This is a genomic window from Terrisporobacter glycolicus ATCC 14880 = DSM 1288, assembly GCF_036812735.1.
GTDB lineage: Bacteria > Bacillota > Clostridia > Peptostreptococcales > Peptostreptococcaceae > Terrisporobacter > Terrisporobacter glycolicus.
Genome location: NZ_CP117523.1, coordinates 355,357 through 372,993, shown reverse-complemented (window position 1 = coordinate 372,993; position 17,637 = coordinate 355,357). Strand labels below are relative to the sequence as shown.

Below are 17,637 nucleotides of genomic sequence, written 5' to 3'. Positions count from 1 at the left end.
TTCACCTATACCATTCTTCCATGAGGAGTTCTAGCTATTATAGCCTCCTGCATTTCTGGTGAAAGGTTAACGAATTGCGTACTATATCCTGCTACACGAACTAGTAAGTCTTTATATTCTTCTGGATTTTTTTGTGCTTTTCTAAGTACTTCTGTTGATATTGTATTAAATTGAACATGGAATGCACCAAGTGAAAAGTATGCTCTTATAATATTTCCTAAATCATTTCTTCCTTTTTGCGTTTTAACCATTTCTTCGCTTAAACGTAGGTTCAGAAGCGTTCCCCCTGTATGAACATCATGGTTCATTTTTGCACTTGAACGCATTGCTAATAGCGGACTGCTTACATCACTTCCTGCATAAGGAGATACACCTTCTGCAATAGGTTTTCCACTATGACGACCACATGGAGTAGCTCCTACAACACGTCCTGTTGGTATATAATTTGATATTCCCATGAATGCTGAGTTAAAGCTTGAACCAAATATATCTTTATGAGCTCTCGTTTTACGATAGTAGAAGTTAGCAAGGTCTCTAGCTATTAAGTCTACATAATCATCATCATTTCCGTATTTTGGAACCTTAAGAGCTAAATCTCTTAATTCATCATAACCTTCCCAGTTAGCATTCATTGCATTATCTAATTCTTCTAAAGTAGTAACTTTGTCTTCAAACACTAGCTTTTTAATAACTGCAAGTGAATTAGCAACTACAGAAAGACCTATACCTGTAAGAACTGGTCCTACATTATAATGCGCTCCTCCATTTGCCAAATCAACTCCACGTTCCATACAATCATCTACACAAGAAGATAAGAATGGACGAGGTACCATGTCAGTATGGCATTTTTGTGCAACTACAGTTGCTATAACTGATAAATCAACAAGGTTCTCTACTTGCTTGAATACTGCATGTTCAACGTCTTGATAAGTTGCATATTCAGTTACAGGTTTTGCATCAAGACCCATTTTTTCTCCTGTCATACGACTTTTACCTTCATTAAGAGCATATTCCATTGCAGCGGCAAAGTTTACGTTAACTGCAGAAGTCCATTCTCCAGTTTTTCTGAAGTGAGGAACTACACAACCACAGTTATTCCAATCTCTAGCATCTTCTGGCTCATATCCTGCTTGTAAAAGCATTTGTGTACCAGCTTGATCGTTGTGTATTGCTGGGAATCCAGTTCCTTTACTTACCAAGTCAGTAACTGCGTTCATAAATTCTTGTGGGCAATCTGAGTGTATACGAACACTTAAACCTGGTTGATGTGTACGTACTCTATCAGTCGCTTCTAAACAAAGGTAAGAAAGCTCATTTGTTGCATCCGCACCATCTCTAGTTTTTCCACCTACAGTAAGGTTTTGGAATTGGTTGTATCCAGCAAAGAAACCAGCTGTATTTGAAGATATAGTCCATACCCACTCTGATAATTTTAACCAAAGTGCCTGTATAAGTTCTCTAGCTCCATCTTTATCCATTGTTCCTTCTTCTATATCATTCTTATAGTAAGGATACATGTATTGGTCGAATCTTCCTGGATTTAATGCTAATGGGTTTTCAGAGATTATTCCTCCAAGTTGTACGAACCAGAAAAATTGTATAGCTTCATGGAAGTTTCTTGGTGGGTTTGCTGGTACATTATGACAAACCTCTGAAATTTTCTTAAGCTCTTTACTTCTTACCTCATCAGTTTCTTCTTCTGCCATTTTAGCTGCTAGGTCAGCATATCTTTCAGCTAGACGGATTATACCTTTTGAAGTAAGTATTACTGATTTATAGAAGTTTATTTTATCCAAGTCTCCTGCTTTTGCATAACTTAACTTAGCAAGATGATCCTCAGCATTTTTTAATATTTTGGTAAATCCTTGTGGGAAAAGTACATCATCATAGTCAGGAGTTATCTCTCCAACAGCTTGACGCCATTTAGAATCATTGTCTACTATGCCGGTATCAACAGTTACTTTTGCCACTTCTTTTGGCAACATTCCAAGAAAATGTTCTTCTAATGATTTACCTTTCCAATATGGGAATATATTTTCCCTTACATAAGATCTTTGTTCATCAGTCATTTCATATGGATCTTGCGGACGTTTATCAAATATGTCCATTTCTTGTTCTACCCATTTCCATGAAAATTCAGGTGTTAGTATACCACTTCTTCTGAATTTTCCTGCTGTTCCTATTATTAATTCATCTTCAAATATTTTTATATCAAATTCATTACAGAAATCATAGAAAGCTTGCGCTCTTCTTATAGCTACTGGAAGTCCTTCTGTTCTTTTGTGTGATTCAGTGAAAATTCTAGCTCTTTCATAACAAATTGATGGCTTTGAATTTACATAATTTTGTCTTAATCTTTCAATTCTTGCTGTAGTATTCATCTCAAATCCTCCTTATAAACTAAACTTCTATTCATCAGTTTCAGCTAAAACATCTCTAAATTGGAAAATTATATTTTTCTTAGATGTAATAATTTATGATCCTTCAAAGTTTAATTTTATATAATATAACATATTTTTGTATGTTATATTATCTCTTTTATAAAAAATGATAAACTATTATCAAACCCTTGTCAATCGTTTTCCTAAATATTTTTAATATATGTTTTAAATAATAAGGGAGTTGCCTTATGGCAACTCCCTATCATTCATATTAAATTTATAACACAATTCTAGCAAATTGATTTATACGGGTATTCTTATTTTCCCTGAATAGGTCTGATGGACTTCCTTCTTCTTCTATAACACCATTTTCCATAAATATAATTCTATCTGCTATCTCCTTAGCAAACTTCATTTCATGACTTACTATTATCATAGTCATATGAACCTTTGCCAAAGATCTTATAACATCTAGAACTTCGCCAACTAACTCTGGGTCAAGGGCTGAAGTTGGCTCATCCATTAGTATGACTTCTGGGTCTACAGCTAACGCTCTCGCTATGGCAACTCTTTGCTTTTGTCCCCCAGACAGTCTAGAAGGATATTGATCTTTTTTTTCTTCTATGCCTACTAATTTAAGCTTTTCTAGAGCTATTTTATTTGCACTTTCTTTATCTATTTTTTTTACTACAATTAGTGGTTCAGTTATATTTTCAATTACTGTTTTATTATTAAACAAATTGTAATTTTGAAAAACCATAGCTGTCTTTCTTCTTATTTTTAGTATGTCTTTTTTATGTAAATTTGCCAAATCTACATTTAAATCTCCTATGGTTAAACTTCCACTATCAGCTTTTTCTAAAATATTTATACATCTTAGTAAAGTTGATTTTCCTGTACCTGATGGTCCTATTAAAACAACTACTTCACCTTTTTTGACTTCTAAATCAATATTTTTCAATACAGTATTTTGGTCAAATTTTTTACTTAAACTATTTATTTTTAACATAAGTACTTCTCCATTTAATATGCTTCACTTAACTTTTTCTCCAGCTTATTTTGTACATATACAACTGCTAAATTTATAAGCCAATAGATAATTACTACGCAAGTAAATGCCTCTAAATATTTATATGTGGCTGCCGCTTCTGATTGAGCTGTAGCCATTATTTCCGTAACACCTATTGTAAAAGCTAAGGAAGACCCTTTTATAATATCTGCAAAAGTATTTGTCATAGCTGGTATGGCAACTCTAATAGCCTGTGGCAAAATAATTCTCATCATAGCTTGAGTATAAGTCATACCAAATGCATAACATGCCTCAGCTTGTCCTTTATCTACTGAAGATATAGCTCCTCTCAAACTTTCAGCAAAATATGCTGATGAGTTAAGACCTAGTACGATTACTGCTGCATTAAAAGCACTTAACTCTTTAAGAGATGGTATTATTTTTATTAATCCAAAATATATAAAAAATAATTGGGCTACTAAGGGAGTTCCCCTAAAAAAAGAAATATATATTTTAGATAACCTCTTAAGTACAGGTATTTCAGCATCAACAACCAATGCTATAACCATAGCTACTACAATACCTAGTACTAATGCCAATAACGACATTTTAAAAGTCACTCCTAGGTATTTAATCATTATTGGTATTAAGTTTGCTACAAATTCAAAATCAAATATTTGCATTTTTTCACCTTTTATTCTTTAGTTGTGTCTAGTCCAAACCATTTATTTGATAGTTCAGTAAACGTTCCATCTTCATGCATTGCTTTTATAGCTTCATTAACCTTTGCTATTCTATCTTTACTTGCTTCTTCTTTTCTAAATGGATATTGATTTATTTCATAAACACCTGTATCTATATCAGCTATTTTTAAAGGTAGTTTACCTTGTTCAATTGTAGTTTTTGCTTTAACTTCTGATAACCAAGCAACATCTATTCTTCCGTCTACTACATCTTGTTCCATAGGTACTCCGTCATATGTAACTATATCTAAACCTAATTTATGTTCTTCATTAAGATCTTTTATAGTTTTTTCCCCATTTCCACCTAATACACAACCAACTTTCATACCTTTTACATCTTCTATTTTGCTTATTTTACTATTTTCTGGAACTATAAACTTATATTTACTATAAGCATATGTTTCAGTAAAATCGTATTTTTCTCTTCTTTCTTCTGTTGTTGACATTTGGTGAGCAACTGTATCTATTTTTTCAGCATCTAACATCCCAACTAGACCACTGAATTTAGCTGTTTGGAATTCTATATCATATCCTGTTCTTTTTCCTATTTCCTTCCATACATCCACTTCAAAACCTTTATTATCATCATTTTCTTTGAAACACCATGGATAATATTCTGTAGAAACCCCCACTACTAATTTTTCTTTAGAATCCTTATTTGGCGAATCTTGTGACTTATCATTTGAGCCACTACATCCAACTAGAATTGTTACTCCAATCATTAAACTTGATAAAACTGTAATAATTTTTTTACTCGTTACACCCATTCTATTTTTCTCCTTGTAATCTTAAATATTTTTATGATAACCTTTTCCAAAGTCAATTCTAACATAGTTACAAATGCCTGTCTTATTGTATTTTTGTATATACAAGCCTTAATTATTATGTTTTTCTATAACATGATTTTCATATAAATTTTAAGCATAAAAAAAGATGCATTAAGCATCTTTTTTCATAATTTATAATCTATCTAAAGCTTCTTTTATTCTATTTAAACCATCTTCTAACTGATATCGTGGACAAGCTATATTAATTCTTGCAAAGCCTTTATAGCTTTTATCAAAGGCTTCTCCTTTGTTTAATGCAACTTTAGCATTTTCTTGTAAGTATAAATTAATGTCATCTATTTTGTATTCTGAAAAATCTAGCCAAACTACATAAGTTCCTTCTGGTCTTATAAATTTAATCTTTGGTAAATCCTCATGTATAAAATCACTTAAATAATTTAAATTACCTTCTAGATAGTCTAATAATTGACTTAGCCATTCTTCACCTTCATTAAATGCTGTTTCTACAGCTGCCACACTAAAAGAATTATTTCTTGCCATATGATATTTTGCCAATTCTTTTTTAAATTTTTCACGCTCATTTTCTTTTGGTATGGAAATAAATGATGCTTGTAATCCAGCTAAATTAAAAGTCTTACTTGCAGAGAAACATGTTATTGTTATTTCTTCAACTTCTTTTGATAAAGATGCAAAAGGAGTATATTTATAATCTTTAAATACTAAATCTCTCCATACTTCATCACTTATTACTCTTACATTATGTTTTGAACATAAATCAGCTATTTTCTTCAATTCATCTCTGTCCCATACTCTTCCTGTAGGGTTGTGAGGATTGCATAATATGTACCACTTTACATTATTTTCTATTATTTGCTTTTCAAAATCCTCAAAATCAATTACATATTTATTGTCTTTAATTATTAATTCATTTAAAAATAGTTTTCTATTATTGTCTAATACACAATCATAAAATGGAGGATATGCTGGTGAGCTAATCATAATATTATCATCTTCACATGTTAATAACTCCACCGCTAAAACTAAGGATAAAACTACACCTGAAGTGTGTATTAAAGTTTCTGGATTCATGCTATACCCGTATCTTTTCTCTGTCCAATTACATGCACTTTCAAAATAACTTTTCCCCGTGTTTACATATCCAAATATATTTTGATCTAAGACTTTTTTCATAGATTCACTTATATTAGGACATATCTCAAAATCCATATCTGCTATCCAAAATGGCAGTAAATCGTTTGATATGAATCCCCCTTTCATACCTGACCATTTAGTAGAATTATTATTTTTTCTATCTATTTTCTTGTCAAAATTGTATTTCATATTTGTCCCCCTTAATATAATCTATTTATAGTTTTCCATTGATTTAAATTATCTTGTTCTTACAATAGTGATTATACTATAAATGAAAATTATTTCCACAAGGTTGTTTTGATTAGTTTATACTCTACATCTTAAACTAGTAATAAATTATTAATCTTCTCTGAATACATAATGTTCACCAGTATTGTTATTTATAAATCTCCATTCTTCAGCAATTTCAGAAGAATTTACAAATATATTTATAACTATATTATCCTTCAATAAAATCTCAATATCTCCAATTTTACTAAAATTCACTTTATTAACCTTTAACGGTAACATTGGTATCAGTAAATCCTCAACAATTTTATCATATCTATTATTTCCTATAACATCCCAATCATCTTTTATGGAACCTTCTATTGATGTATAAATATCATAATTGCTCAATAGAATCTTATTATTTTTAGATATTCGAAATGGACATTGAATATGAAGAGCATATTCCGATTTTTTAACTTCCTCATTTCGGTAATTCCTTACTAATAATTCCTTACCAAATGAAATCCAAATCATATCAGAGCATCTCCCCATGCCCTCCATTACGTTATTTTCTAAATATTTATTAATCATTTTACTTTTCCTCATCTTTTTCTATCCAACTTTTAAATATAAATATAATTTCGTTTAATTTCTTAGGACCTCCTGAACCTTTAAATACACCATCTTCTTTTATACAAATAATCCAATCTTCATTACCTTTGTCGTATTTAACTGTGCTAAATTCCTTTTGCTCTAAATAAGTATCTATTAAGTCAATGTTAATTGACCATCCTGGATTATCAACAGTTTCTATCTTTACACCATACATATGCTCCCAATCTCCATCACAATTACTATTGTACCAATTTTCTAACCACTCTAATAAATTCATATCAATTACTCCTAACTCTTTATTTTTACACCCTTATCTATATCCAATTCTATAATATAAAACTATATTCTTCCCCCGATACTTCTCAACTTCATTTGAATTTATTATTATATTTTTTCCCATATATCGTTTTGAATTACTCAATGCTTTTTTATCATCACCCTAATAGTCAAAATCACTTACTAAAAATTAATCACAGTCCAATTTTATTTCTGCCTTATAATCAAAGAGTAGATTAATCATTTCATAATTATAAAACATTTTAGATCTCCTTATCCTATTCTTTATACCTTTCATTAGTATACATACTAATATATCTTTAGTACAAACTCTCTTCAATGTATTCTATACAAATTATATTTATAGTTATATTTCTTCAACTTATTTTACAAATAAAAAAAGAGCTGTCTCACGACAACTCTCTTTCTATATTAACTACATCTCATTTAATATTTCTCTTAATTCATCTTCATCATAGTGATACGCACTATTACAGAAGTGGCAGCTTATTTCAGCTTGCTTATCTTCTTCTATTATTTCAGTTAAAGTTTCTCTACCTAATGATATTAAAACTTTCTTTATTCTATCTTTTGAACAGTTGCAATCAAATTTAACATCACATATATCTAGAATCTTTGGATCTAATCCTTCTAACACTAAATTTAATATGTCATCTGGAGTCATTCCTTCACTTAACATTGTAGTAACTGATTTTAACTTAGCCACATTTTGCTCTAAAGTAGCTATAGTTTCTTCTGTTGCATCTGGCATTAATTGAACTATTAATCCTCCAGCTTGCTCAACTTCTGTTGCTGTTGTAAGAACTCCTAAAGAAACTACTGATGGAGTCTGCTCAGATAATGCAAAGTAATGAGTGAAGTCTTCTGCGATTTCTCCACTTACTAATGGATAAGAACCAACATAAGGCTCTCTAAGTCCTAAGTCTTTTATTACTTTAACATAACCCTTATTTCCTACTGCTCCAGCAACGTTTAATTTTCCATTTGGATAGTCCTGTACTTCAACACCATTTAAATCTGGGTATTGTACATAACCTTTAACATTTCCTTTTGAGTCAGCAGTTGTAAGTATAGTCCCTATAGGTCCTCCACCTTTTATGATTACACTTAACTCATCTTTGTCATTTTTCATCATTAAGCCCATCATAGCTGTAGCTGTTAATGTTCTTCCAAGTGCTGCAGTTGCAACTTTTATTGTATTATGATTATCTCTAGCAGTTTGAACTAAGTTTTTAGTTACGCCAATATAAGCTCTTACTTGTCCATTTGCGCTAGTTGCTTTTATAACGTAATCCTTCATTGTTTTCCCTCCATTTATGCTTATTTTTTACAAACAAAAAATACTCTTTCGCTGTCTTCTTTTGGAGCTTCTAATTTAAAATCTCCATAAGTTTTTATATACTCAAATCCTGCATTTTTTAGCAATTCCATTATTTCTTCATTTTTATAAGCTCTTTGTAAGTGGTTTTCTTCAAATTTATCAAATCTACCATCTTCTCCTTTAACAAAGAATGCAAGGTCCATTTCTACTAAATTTTCGTAATCGTCGAAGTAGTTTTGCCACATATAAGCTATATCTTCTCTGTTTTCACCATACATGTTGTTTCCTAGCACTTTTGATAATTTGTAATAAGAACTTATATCAAATATAAAAATTCCATTTTCTTTTAGTAACTCATTACATTTAGAAAATACACCTTCTAAATCTTCGTCATAAGTTATGTAGTTAAATCCATCGCACCCACAAAGGATACAGTCTAAGTTAGTCACGTCAAAATCAAGTTCTACGATGTCTTGTTCTAGTAATACTAACTCAACATTTTCTCTTTCTCCTTTTTCTCGGGCAACTTGTAACATCTCTTCTGAAATATCTATTCCTGCGATATCATAATTTTTTTTAGTAAGTGGTATAGTTAAATTTCCTGTACCACAAGCTAATTCTAATATATTTTGTACTTCAACATTTTCACTTTTTATTATATCTTCAATGTATTTAACCCAATTGTCATAATCAACTTCTTTCATAAGTTCATCATATACAAAGGCAAAATCACTATATTGATTCATCCTTTTTATCCTCTTCTTCAGCTTTCTTTTTTAATTGTTTTTTTCGTGATGTGAGGATTCCACCGATTCTTCCCGCTTCCTTAGCAGTAAGACCTGCCCATCCTTTTTCATCAACTTTATCAAGCAGACCTAATTCTCCTGCTATCTCATATTTCATTATATCATCTTGTGTCAATGGTTTTACCTTTTTTTCATTTTTCTTTCTTTGTTTTTCACATTTATAAATGAATTCTTCAGTTAATTTATTTTTATCCATAAAAAACACCCCTTCTTTTTTTGTAGTTTTGTCATATAGGCAAAAATTTATACAAAAACTAAAGGGGTATATATTATTAGCTAAGGAAAATCATCCCGTATCCCTATGAACCTAGTCAATTCTAAGCAACGGAGTTTCTTAAAGCGATAGCGAAGGGAACTCGTTGGCACTATAAGTGTAACGAATTTTTATACTCTAACAGTAACTTATATATATTTAAACCATTGATTAATATATCTTCATTAAAATTAAATTTAAAATTATGAAGCCCATTTACAAAGCCCATTTCTTCATTTCTAGCACCTAACATAAAAAATAATCCTGGTACTTCCCTTTGATAATAAGAAAAGTCTTCCGAAATCATAAGTGGATCTGTTTCTATTATCATATCTTTTCCAATAGCATTCACAAATTCATCATACAGTTTTTTATCATTATTAACTGCTAAATATCCATGTACAATTTCAGCATTTATTTTACAACCATAAGATATTTCAAATCCCTTAACAAGGTCTCTTATCCTATTCACCATAGTATCATAAACAGAAGGGTTAAAGCATCTGATGGTACCTTCTAATCTCACTTCTTCAGCAATAATATTTCTAACACTGCCCCCAGTTATTTTCCCTATAGTTATTACAGCCCCTTCTATAGGATTAATATTTCTAGATACTATACTTTGTAAACTTGTAATAAACTCTGATGCTATTAAAATTGCGTCTTTTGTATTTTGCGGTATGGCACCATGACCACCCTTACCGATTATGTCAATATTTATTTCCCCATTTTGAGCCATTAAATAGCCTGGTCTACAAGCTACATATCCTTCTGGAAAATCAGGATGTATGTGAAGTCCATAAACTTCATTCACTTTGTATTTCTTAAATACACCAGCATCCATAAGTCTTTCAGCCCCGCCAATATCTTCTTCTGCTGGTTGAAATACAAATACTATATTATCATTTAACTTCTCTTTATTATCAACCATGTATTCTATTAGTCCAAGGAGTATACTCATATGTCCATCATGTCCACATAAATGTTCAGCTCCTTTATGACTAGGTAGTGCATCTATATCTGACCTAAAAGCAATTGTTTTTTTAGGATTTTTTCCTTTTATAATTCCCACTGTTGCTGTTTCTAAATATATTTCATATTCCACACCTAATTTTTCTAAGTAGTCTCTAATATACTTTGCTGTATTAAATTCCACCTGAGAAAGTTCCGCTAAGTTATGCAAGTTGTGCCTGTGGCTTTTTACTCTATCCTCTAAATATGTTATTTTCATAAAAAAATCCCCCCTTATTTGTAAATTATAACTACAATGGAGAGATTTATCTACTTGAATAACTATTAATCATTCTATAAATTTACTTATTTAAATTTAATATTAAAAATCATATTTGAAATATTTCTTTACAAAGTCAGCCATAGGTGATTTTTCATCTTTATTTCCTATATAATCTAAGTCAAAATCATAGAAGTATAAGTATGCTATACTTCTTTTCTCATCAGATGTTCCTATCATACCAAATGATTTTGGATAATCAGTATTATCCTTATCACGTTCTTCTACAACAATAAAATTGTAACTATTTATGGAAAATTTATATTCTGGAATAATATATAAACCTTCCTCATCAAAAGGAATTTTTTCACTTAAGAATGTATATTTCTTTGATAATTTTTCTTTTTCACTTTTATATGTTACATCATCATACTCAACAACAAGAGTCATAGCATCTGACTTATACCATAGTACAGATTCTTTATTATATTTATAGGAAATATCTTTATATTTTGGCAATTCCTCAATGGATGGCATAAATTCTTTTGCATAAGAATCAATAATTTCTCCGCTCTTAAGGTATTTTTCAATATTTGTGCTAGATTTACTACAACCACAAACAAAAATAACAAGAGTTATTATTGTCATGATTAAATATTTTTTTTTCATTTTCATTGTGTCTCCCAATATATTTATTTTTAAATAGATATCATTTATTAATCAATATTTTTTTGTCTTTTTTATTTTTCAAAATGTATAAAATAACATTTAGTGTAATGGTAACTAATAATAGTAAGCTTGAAATGCATACTATTGCATTTGATGTATCCATGATAGCTGTCCAATCTTCTATATTTACAAGGTGATTGATATAAACAATTTGCATCCATAAGGAAATAATGCAAGCACTAGTACTAATCCCAGAAAAAATAATCCAATTCTTATTAACTAACTTGTTACAAAATATAATATTAGCAGGGAGTATACATGCAATTAATCCAAACACAACGCTTCCAATATTCAACCAACCATAATCCATAATAAGCCTTCCTTTCTATAATATCTGATAACTTAATATCTACTAATTAATTATTCCTTCTGCTCATTTATCAAATCAAATTCAATTGTAGCTATAAACAAATCTCCAAGTATATCAATTTCAAAGATTCCACCTTGAGCTTCTACTAATCCTTTTGCTATGGCAAGCCCCAGACCTGATCCCTCTATATTTCTAGACAAATCACCTCTAGTAAATCTATCTGTAATTTCATTTGCATCAAAGTTCAATGGGTATTTAGATATATTTTTCAAGCAAATATTTATCTTATTTTCTTTTATCGTCAAATCTATGTATACCCTAGTTCCTTCTAATGAGTATTTCAGTATATTGTAAATAAGATTTTCAAATACTCTAAATGTTTTTCTACCATCTGCTAATATATAAACCTCTTTTTCAGGTACATTTACAATAAAATCAAGTTGTGAATTTTCAATAGCTTCATCCATCTCAACTATACTTTGCATCAAAAGTTGATTTATATCATTTTTTTCTAAATTAAGTTCTAAATCATTGCTACTTACTTTTGATGCTTCAAATAAATCTTCAATCAAAACTTTTAACCTTTGAGATCTTTTATCTAATACTTCCACATAGTCTTTTAAAACTAAATCTGTGTTTTCTTTTTTAATTAATTCAATATAATTTATAATAGCTGTAAGGGGAGTTTTTAAATCATGTGATACATTGGTTATTAAATCAGTCTTCATTCTTTCACTTTTTAACCTTTCTTCAACCTCCAAACTCATGTTATATCCTAAATTATTTATATCCATTGCTAATTTCCCAATCATATCATCTTTTGTAGTATCTATTTTATAATCAAAATTACCTTTTTTTAATTGTGATACACCAAACTGTATATCTACAAGTTTATTTAGTTTTTTTATAATAAATAATCCCATAATCAAATCGCAAAATATAATTCCTATTAAAGCACTTATAAAGTTATTTCCTCTATATAAATTTAAATCAGGAAAAATATTATCCATTACTGTATAATAATCTATTTTCACATAATTCAGTCCACTAGCAACAATAACTTGAACAATAATGAATACAATAAAAATAGTTATAGCTTTTATTAGTATTAATTTATTATCTAGATTTACATTTTTATCAAATAAAACTTTGAAAATTATACTTTTATTTAATATATCGTTTTTAGATTTACATTTTCTAAGTATATTTACTAATTCAAATACTTCAATTATTGTAAGTATCAAGAATGGTATACTCATAATACGTCGTAAAAACAGTAGTGTAAAAAATATTGATGTCATTACTATTAATATTTGTATTTCCAATGACCTTTCTTTTTTATGCTTTATCAATTTTATATCCAACTCCCCACACCACCTTTATATACTTTGGTTCTTTAGAATTTATTTCTATCTTCTCTCTTATCCTTCTTATATGAACTGCTACAGTTCTATCACAATTAAACCCTGGTTCATCCCAAATTATTTCATACACTTGTCTTGATGAAAATACCCTACCTTGATTTTTAAGAAAAAGTTCTAATATTTTATATTCTATTGGTGTTAATTTAACTATTTCTCCATCTACACATACTTCTTTTTTTATGTTATCAAGCTTTAATCCTTGATTTGTTAAAATCTCGCTGTCTTCTTCCTTATGAGCACCAAGTTTTGTATACCTTCTTAAATGAGATTTTGCTCTAGCAACTAATTCTAAAGGATTAAAAGGCTTTGTTACATAATCATCTGCACCCATATTAAGTCCAATTATTTTATCAGTATCTTGGGTTTTGGCAGATATAAGTATAATAGGTATATTATTTTCTTCTCTTATTTTTAATGTTGCATTTAACCCATCTAATTTTGGCATCATTATATCCATAATTATTAAATGAACTTCTTTTTCTAATAATACATCTAAAGCTTCAATTCCATTGTATACCTTATAAACATTTAGTCCCTCATTTTTTAAATGTATTTCCATAGAACTAACTATATCTTTATCATCATCAACTAATAATATATTATATTCTTTCATATTCATTCACCTCATTTCTTAATGTAACATATTCTTCAAAATTTATGTTAAATCAGTAATTAACATTATTATAAAAATTAAGTTTTAAGATTTAGGCCACAATTTATTAAGATTTTATTAAGCTTTATACAATAAAAAAATCCAGTAGAGTTTAAATCTACTGGATTTTTTCATCTAAGTTCTATTGCCAGAACATATATAGTTTTATAAACTTTATTAAATAGTACCGTATGGTTTAAATCGTCTTAATTCTTCAATCATATCTTCTAAAGTATTGTTACTTTTCTCAAAATCACTTCCTATTAATTCTAATAAAGAGTTAAATAGTAATTCTCCATTACCATCCATGATAAAACCTGATAAATGCTCCCCATCTTCGCTTTCTAAAATTATTACTACCAAATTTCCTGTGCTTATCTGATATTCATAAGATGATTTATCTATGCCGTCTATGTCTTTGTTTAGATGGTCTATAGTTATTTCTAATTCTGATTTTTCATTTTCACTTAGTAGCGATTTTATTAAATTGCAATCATTTATCTTATAAATTTTTGACTTATTATTAAGTTCTTCGTCAGATATATTGCTGTTCATGCTTAAAAATTCCTCTGCTGTTATTTCTTTTGCTTTTAGTTTTTCTACCAAATAATTTGAAATATCATTAAGTTTGCATTTATTATTTTTAACCATAAGAACACTCCTTAATTTATTACATATTTTATTTATTGATTTTATTTGTATACTCTTAATATAAATTATAAATCATATATATTAATTATTACTATACTATTTTCATATCTATAAAATTAAAAAACCTGATACACTAGGACATAGTGTACCAGGCTTTTTAGCTTTACAATTATTCTAAGTTAATATATATGACATGCTACTCCAGTTTTATTGTCTAAAATTTTCCATGTTGGGCTTTCATTTATACAACGCTCTGTTTTATATGGACACCTAGTATGAAATCTACATCCACTTGGTAAATCAACAGCACTAGGTATACTTCCTTCTAAGGTAATTCTTTCTTTAACCTCATCTGGATGTTGAATTGGTACTGATGAAATCAATGCTTTTGTATATGGGTGTTTTGGGTTATTATACACTTCATAAGCACTTCCTTTTTCCACTATCTGACCTAAGTACATTACTGCTATTTCATCACAAAATGATTTTACTACACTAAAGTTATGAGAGATAAATAAGTATGTTAAGCCAAACTTATCTTTTAGATCTAGCATTAAGTTTAGAATTTGCGATTGTATAGATACATCTAAAGCTGCTGTTGGCTCATCGCATACTATAAATTTAGGATTCATAGCCAAGGCTCTTGCAATACCTATTCTTTGTCTTTGGCCTCCACTAAATTCATGTGGATATCTGAACATAGTAGTTGCATCTAATCCACATAATTCTAACATTTCTTTTGTTTTATCCTCAATCTTATCTTTTGGAACTATTTCGTGCTTTTTAATTCCTTCTGATACAATTTGTCCCACACTCTTTCTTGGGTCTAAACTTGCATAAGGATCTTGGAAAATTATTTGCATCTGGCTTCTCAGTTTAGTCATTTCACTATTTGATATTTTTGTATTATTCTCAACATCAAAGATAACATTATCTCCAAATTTAACTTTTCCCCCCGTTGGTGATGTTAAACCTAAAACAGCCTTTCCTATTGTTGACTTTCCACATCCAGACTCACCTACTAGCCCCAATATTGTGTTTTCTTTTATTGAAAAACTAACTCCATCAACAGATTTAACATACTCTTTTCCTCTTGCAAAAGATTTTTTCCTAACTTGGTAATATTTTTTGAGATTTAAAACTTCAAATATGATTTTGTCCTCTTTTTTTATCATTATTTTTCGTCTCCCTTCTCACATTTAATACAACGAACCATATGATTATCTTTTAAAGTTACCATGGGCGGTTTTAAATTTTCACATTCTATAGTTCTTTTTTTACATCTTTTATAATAAGCACATCCTTTTACATCCTCATATAAACTAGGGACATTTCCTTCTATGGATTGGAATCGTCCATTAAAGTTTTCAGGCATTGCTCCCAGCAAATCCTTTGAATATGGGTGTTTTGCATTATTAAAAAATTCCTCAACACTACACTCTTCCACAACTTTTCCATAATACATTACAACTACTCTTTGTGCCATTTCTGCTATTATTCCTAAATCATGGGTAATTAGCATTATTCCACTATTACCTTCTTCCTTAATCTGTTTTAAAAGTTCTATTATCTCAGCTTGTGTAGTTACATCTAAAGCTGTAGTGGGCTCATCTGCTATTATAAGTGAAGGCTTACAAATCATAGCCATAGCAATCATTATCCTTTGTTTTAAGCCACCACTTAATTCAAATGGATACTTATTTAAAACAGATTTTGGATCTGGTATATTTAATTTATTTAATAATTCTATAAGTTCATCTTTGCAATTATTTTTTTTATCTGGTCTATGAATTTTATATACTTCTCTCAATTGTTTATAAATTGTTACTACTGGATTTAGGGATGTCATAGGTTCCTGAAATATCATTGAAATTTTATCTCCTCTTACCTTGCACATTTCTTTCTCAGTTAAATCTATAAGATTTTTTCCTTCAAACAAAATTTCCCCAGATTCAATTTTTCCACTTCCACTATTTATAAGTCCCATAATAGCTAAAGAGGTAACACTTTTACCGCTTCCTGATTCCCCTACTATACCTAATACTTCTCCAAGATTTACATTTAAATCTACACCTTTTACTGCTTCAACCTTTCCCATTACTGTAGGAAATGAAACCTTAAGGTCTTTTACTTCTAATATACTCATTTTTATTTCCTCCTACAGACGAGTTTTTGGATCTAGAGCATCACGAAGCCCATCTCCAACAAAGTTGATTGATAGTACCATTAAAATTATTAAACTACCTGCTGGTATCCATAACCACCATTCTCTTTGTAATGTTCCTATGTTCTGAGCTGCAATCAACATATTTCCCCAGCTTGGTTGTGGTAATTTAACTCCTATTCCTAAGAAACTTAAGGAAGCTTCTGTTAAAATACCATTTGCTATAGCTAAAGTTGCTGCAACTAATATAGGTGACATGATGTTTGGAAGTATATGACTTTTTATGATTTCAAATGATGATAGTCCCATAGCTTTAGCTGCCATGATATAATCATTTTCTTTTAAAGCTAAAATCTCTGCTCTTACTATCCTTGCTATATTAGGCCACATCAGAAAACCAATTATTATAATAAGATTTTTAACCCCTGGTCCTACTACTGCAGCAACAGATACTGCTATAACAAAGAATGGGAAACACATTATTACATCTATTATTCTCATAATTATTTTTTCAGCTATTCCACCAAAATAACCTGCTATTGCTCCCATTATTACACCTATAACTAACTGCACTGTCATTGATGCAATACCTACTATTATGGAAACTCTTCCTCCATAAAGTAACCTTGTAAACACATCTCTTCCCAAATCATCTGTTCCTAATATATGTTCACTACTTGGTGCCATTTTTATATTAAATAAATCAGTTTGGCTGATTGTATAATCCGTAAGCAATGGTGCACATATTGAAAGTAAAACTAGTGCTGCAATTATAAATACACCCACTACTGCCAATTTGTTTTTCTTAAACTTACGAAAGGATATTTCTGTTAATGATACATATTTTTCTTGCTTTGAATTTTCTTCTTTTTTTAAAGTATTTACAACCATTTATATCCCT

19 protein-coding genes are annotated in these 17,637 nt (G+C 29.6%); all 19 read right to left on the bottom strand.

What is annotated here, in order from left to right; all coding sequences use genetic code 11:
* Window positions 1-5 precede the first annotated feature (5 nt).
* Window positions 6-2,381 (bottom strand): glycyl radical protein, encoded by a 2,376-nt coding sequence (locus TEGL_RS02030; RefSeq protein WP_018591761.1) that lies wholly within the window; start codon window positions 2,379-2,381, stop codon window positions 6-8.
* A gap of 277 nt (window positions 2,382-2,658) precedes the next feature.
* The gene (locus TEGL_RS02025) at window positions 2,659-3,390 is read right to left on the bottom strand and encodes an amino acid ABC transporter ATP-binding protein (RefSeq protein WP_018591762.1); all 732 of its coding nucleotides are present in this window, start codon (window positions 3,388-3,390) and stop codon (window positions 2,659-2,661) included.
* A gap of 14 nt (window positions 3,391-3,404) precedes the next feature.
* Window positions 3,405-4,073, bottom strand: coding sequence for an amino acid ABC transporter permease (locus tag TEGL_RS02020; RefSeq protein WP_018591763.1), 669 nt, complete (start codon window positions 4,071-4,073; stop codon window positions 3,405-3,407).
* An 11-nt stretch (window positions 4,074-4,084) separates the two neighbouring features.
* The gene (locus TEGL_RS02015; RefSeq protein ID WP_018591764.1) at window positions 4,085-4,900 is read right to left on the bottom strand and encodes a transporter substrate-binding domain-containing protein; all 816 of its coding nucleotides are present in this window, start codon (window positions 4,898-4,900) and stop codon (window positions 4,085-4,087) included.
* A gap of 192 nt (window positions 4,901-5,092) precedes the next feature.
* Window positions 5,093-6,262, bottom strand: a complete 1,170-nt coding sequence (locus tag TEGL_RS02010) for a MalY/PatB family protein (RefSeq protein WP_018591765.1) — start codon at window positions 6,260-6,262, stop codon at window positions 5,093-5,095.
* 150 nt (window positions 6,263-6,412) lie between these two features.
* Window positions 6,413-6,874 carry a hypothetical protein gene (locus tag TEGL_RS02005; protein ID WP_018591766.1) on the bottom strand — a complete coding sequence of 154 codons (462 nt, stop codon included), beginning with the start codon at window positions 6,872-6,874 and terminating at the stop codon, window positions 6,413-6,415.
* Window position 6,875: 1 nt separating this feature from the next.
* Window positions 6,876-7,175, bottom strand: coding sequence for an immunity 53 family protein (locus TEGL_RS02000; RefSeq protein ID WP_018591767.1), 300 nt, complete (start codon window positions 7,173-7,175; stop codon window positions 6,876-6,878).
* A gap of 435 nt (window positions 7,176-7,610) precedes the next feature.
* Window positions 7,611-8,495, bottom strand: a complete 885-nt coding sequence (hslO, locus tag TEGL_RS01995; RefSeq protein WP_018591768.1) for an Hsp33 family molecular chaperone HslO — start codon at window positions 8,493-8,495, stop codon at window positions 7,611-7,613.
* A 20-nt stretch (window positions 8,496-8,515) separates the two neighbouring features.
* A complete protein-coding gene (locus TEGL_RS01990) occupies window positions 8,516-9,262 on the bottom strand; it encodes a class I SAM-dependent DNA methyltransferase (protein WP_018591769.1) in 747 nt (248 codons plus the stop codon).
* On the bottom strand, window positions 9,249-9,518 hold the full coding sequence (locus tag TEGL_RS01985) for a small, acid-soluble spore protein, alpha/beta type (RefSeq protein WP_018591770.1): 270 nt from the start codon (window positions 9,516-9,518) through the stop codon (window positions 9,249-9,251). The genes TEGL_RS01990 and TEGL_RS01985 overlap by 14 nt, the downstream gene beginning before the upstream one ends.
* Window positions 9,519-9,687: 169 nt before the next feature.
* Window positions 9,688-10,806, bottom strand: a complete 1,119-nt coding sequence (locus TEGL_RS01980) for an amidohydrolase (protein ID WP_018591771.1) — start codon at window positions 10,804-10,806, stop codon at window positions 9,688-9,690.
* Window positions 10,807-10,908: 102 nt separating this feature from the next.
* The gene (locus tag TEGL_RS01975) at window positions 10,909-11,481 is read right to left on the bottom strand and encodes a hypothetical protein (RefSeq protein ID WP_018591772.1); all 573 of its coding nucleotides are present in this window, start codon (window positions 11,479-11,481) and stop codon (window positions 10,909-10,911) included.
* A gap of 34 nt (window positions 11,482-11,515) precedes the next feature.
* On the bottom strand, window positions 11,516-11,845 hold the full coding sequence (locus TEGL_RS01970) for a hypothetical protein (protein WP_018591773.1): 330 nt from the start codon (window positions 11,843-11,845) through the stop codon (window positions 11,516-11,518).
* 50 nt (window positions 11,846-11,895) lie between these two features.
* On the bottom strand, window positions 11,896-13,209 hold the full coding sequence (locus TEGL_RS01965) for a sensor histidine kinase (protein WP_018591774.1): 1,314 nt from the start codon (window positions 13,207-13,209) through the stop codon (window positions 11,896-11,898).
* Window positions 13,184-13,882 (bottom strand): response regulator transcription factor, encoded by a 699-nt coding sequence (locus TEGL_RS01960; protein WP_018591775.1) that lies wholly within the window; start codon window positions 13,880-13,882, stop codon window positions 13,184-13,186. Before TEGL_RS01960 ends, TEGL_RS01965 begins: the two co-directional genes overlap by 26 nt.
* Before the next feature lie 216 nt (window positions 13,883-14,098).
* Window positions 14,099-14,572: a hypothetical protein gene (locus TEGL_RS01955; protein WP_018591776.1), complete on the bottom strand. Its 474-nt coding sequence runs from the start codon at window positions 14,570-14,572 to the stop codon at window positions 14,099-14,101.
* Between the two features lie 179 nt (window positions 14,573-14,751).
* Complete coding sequence (locus tag TEGL_RS01950) at window positions 14,752-15,747, bottom strand: ABC transporter ATP-binding protein (RefSeq protein ID WP_018591777.1); 996 nt, start codon at window positions 15,745-15,747, stop codon at window positions 14,752-14,754.
* Window positions 15,747-16,718 carry an ABC transporter ATP-binding protein gene (locus TEGL_RS01945; protein WP_018591778.1) on the bottom strand — a complete coding sequence of 324 codons (972 nt, stop codon included), beginning with the start codon at window positions 16,716-16,718 and terminating at the stop codon, window positions 15,747-15,749. Before TEGL_RS01945 ends, TEGL_RS01950 begins: the two co-directional genes overlap by 1 nt.
* Before the next feature lie 12 nt (window positions 16,719-16,730).
* On the bottom strand, window positions 16,731-17,627 hold the full coding sequence (gene opp4C, locus TEGL_RS01940) for an oligopeptide ABC transporter permease (protein WP_018591779.1): 897 nt from the start codon (window positions 17,625-17,627) through the stop codon (window positions 16,731-16,733).
* Between the last annotated feature and the right edge of the window lie 10 nt (window positions 17,628-17,637).

What these genes read in the sequence shown, in the direction of transcription:
- TEGL_RS02030 (WP_018591761.1), bottom strand. Translation starts at nt 2,381, where the DNA reads ATGAATACTACAGCAAGAATTGAAAGATTAAGACAAAATTATGTAAAT.
- TEGL_RS02025 (WP_018591762.1), bottom strand. Translation starts at nt 3,390, where the DNA reads ATGTTAAAAATAAATAGTTTAAGTAAAAAATTTGACCAAAATACTGTA.
- TEGL_RS02020 (WP_018591763.1), bottom strand. Translation starts at nt 4,073, where the DNA reads ATGCAAATATTTGATTTTGAATTTGTAGCAAACTTAATACCAATAATG.
- TEGL_RS02015 (WP_018591764.1), bottom strand. Translation starts at nt 4,900, where the DNA reads ATGGGTGTAACGAGTAAAAAAATTATTACAGTTTTATCAAGTTTAATG.
- TEGL_RS02010 (WP_018591765.1), bottom strand. Translation starts at nt 6,262, where the DNA reads ATGAAATACAATTTTGACAAGAAAATAGATAGAAAAAATAATAATTCT.
- TEGL_RS02005 (WP_018591766.1), bottom strand. Translation starts at nt 6,874, where the DNA reads ATGATTAATAAATATTTAGAAAATAACGTAATGGAGGGCATGGGGAGA.
- TEGL_RS02000 (WP_018591767.1), bottom strand. Translation starts at nt 7,175, where the DNA reads ATGAATTTATTAGAGTGGTTAGAAAATTGGTACAATAGTAATTGTGAT.
- hslO (WP_018591768.1), bottom strand. Translation starts at nt 8,495, where the DNA reads ATGAAGGATTACGTTATAAAAGCAACTAGCGCAAATGGACAAGTAAGA.
- TEGL_RS01990 (WP_018591769.1), bottom strand. Translation starts at nt 9,262, where the DNA reads ATGAATCAATATAGTGATTTTGCCTTTGTATATGATGAACTTATGAAA.
- TEGL_RS01985 (WP_018591770.1), bottom strand. Translation starts at nt 9,518, where the DNA reads ATGGATAAAAATAAATTAACTGAAGAATTCATTTATAAATGTGAAAAA.
- TEGL_RS01980 (WP_018591771.1), bottom strand. Translation starts at nt 10,806, where the DNA reads ATGAAAATAACATATTTAGAGGATAGAGTAAAAAGCCACAGGCACAAC.
- TEGL_RS01975 (WP_018591772.1), bottom strand. Translation starts at nt 11,481, where the DNA reads ATGAAAATGAAAAAAAAATATTTAATCATGACAATAATAACTCTTGTT.
- TEGL_RS01970 (WP_018591773.1), bottom strand. Translation starts at nt 11,845, where the DNA reads ATGGATTATGGTTGGTTGAATATTGGAAGCGTTGTGTTTGGATTAATT.
- TEGL_RS01960 (WP_018591775.1), bottom strand. Translation starts at nt 13,882, where the DNA reads ATGAAAGAATATAATATATTATTAGTTGATGATGATAAAGATATAGTT.
- TEGL_RS01955 (WP_018591776.1), bottom strand. Translation starts at nt 14,572, where the DNA reads ATGGTTAAAAATAATAAATGCAAACTTAATGATATTTCAAATTATTTG.
- TEGL_RS01950 (WP_018591777.1), bottom strand. Translation starts at nt 15,747, where the DNA reads ATGATAAAAAAAGAGGACAAAATCATATTTGAAGTTTTAAATCTCAAA.
- TEGL_RS01945 (WP_018591778.1), bottom strand. Translation starts at nt 16,718, where the DNA reads ATGAGTATATTAGAAGTAAAAGACCTTAAGGTTTCATTTCCTACAGTA.
- opp4C (WP_018591779.1), bottom strand. Translation starts at nt 17,627, where the DNA reads ATGGTTGTAAATACTTTAAAAAAAGAAGAAAATTCAAAGCAAGAAAAA.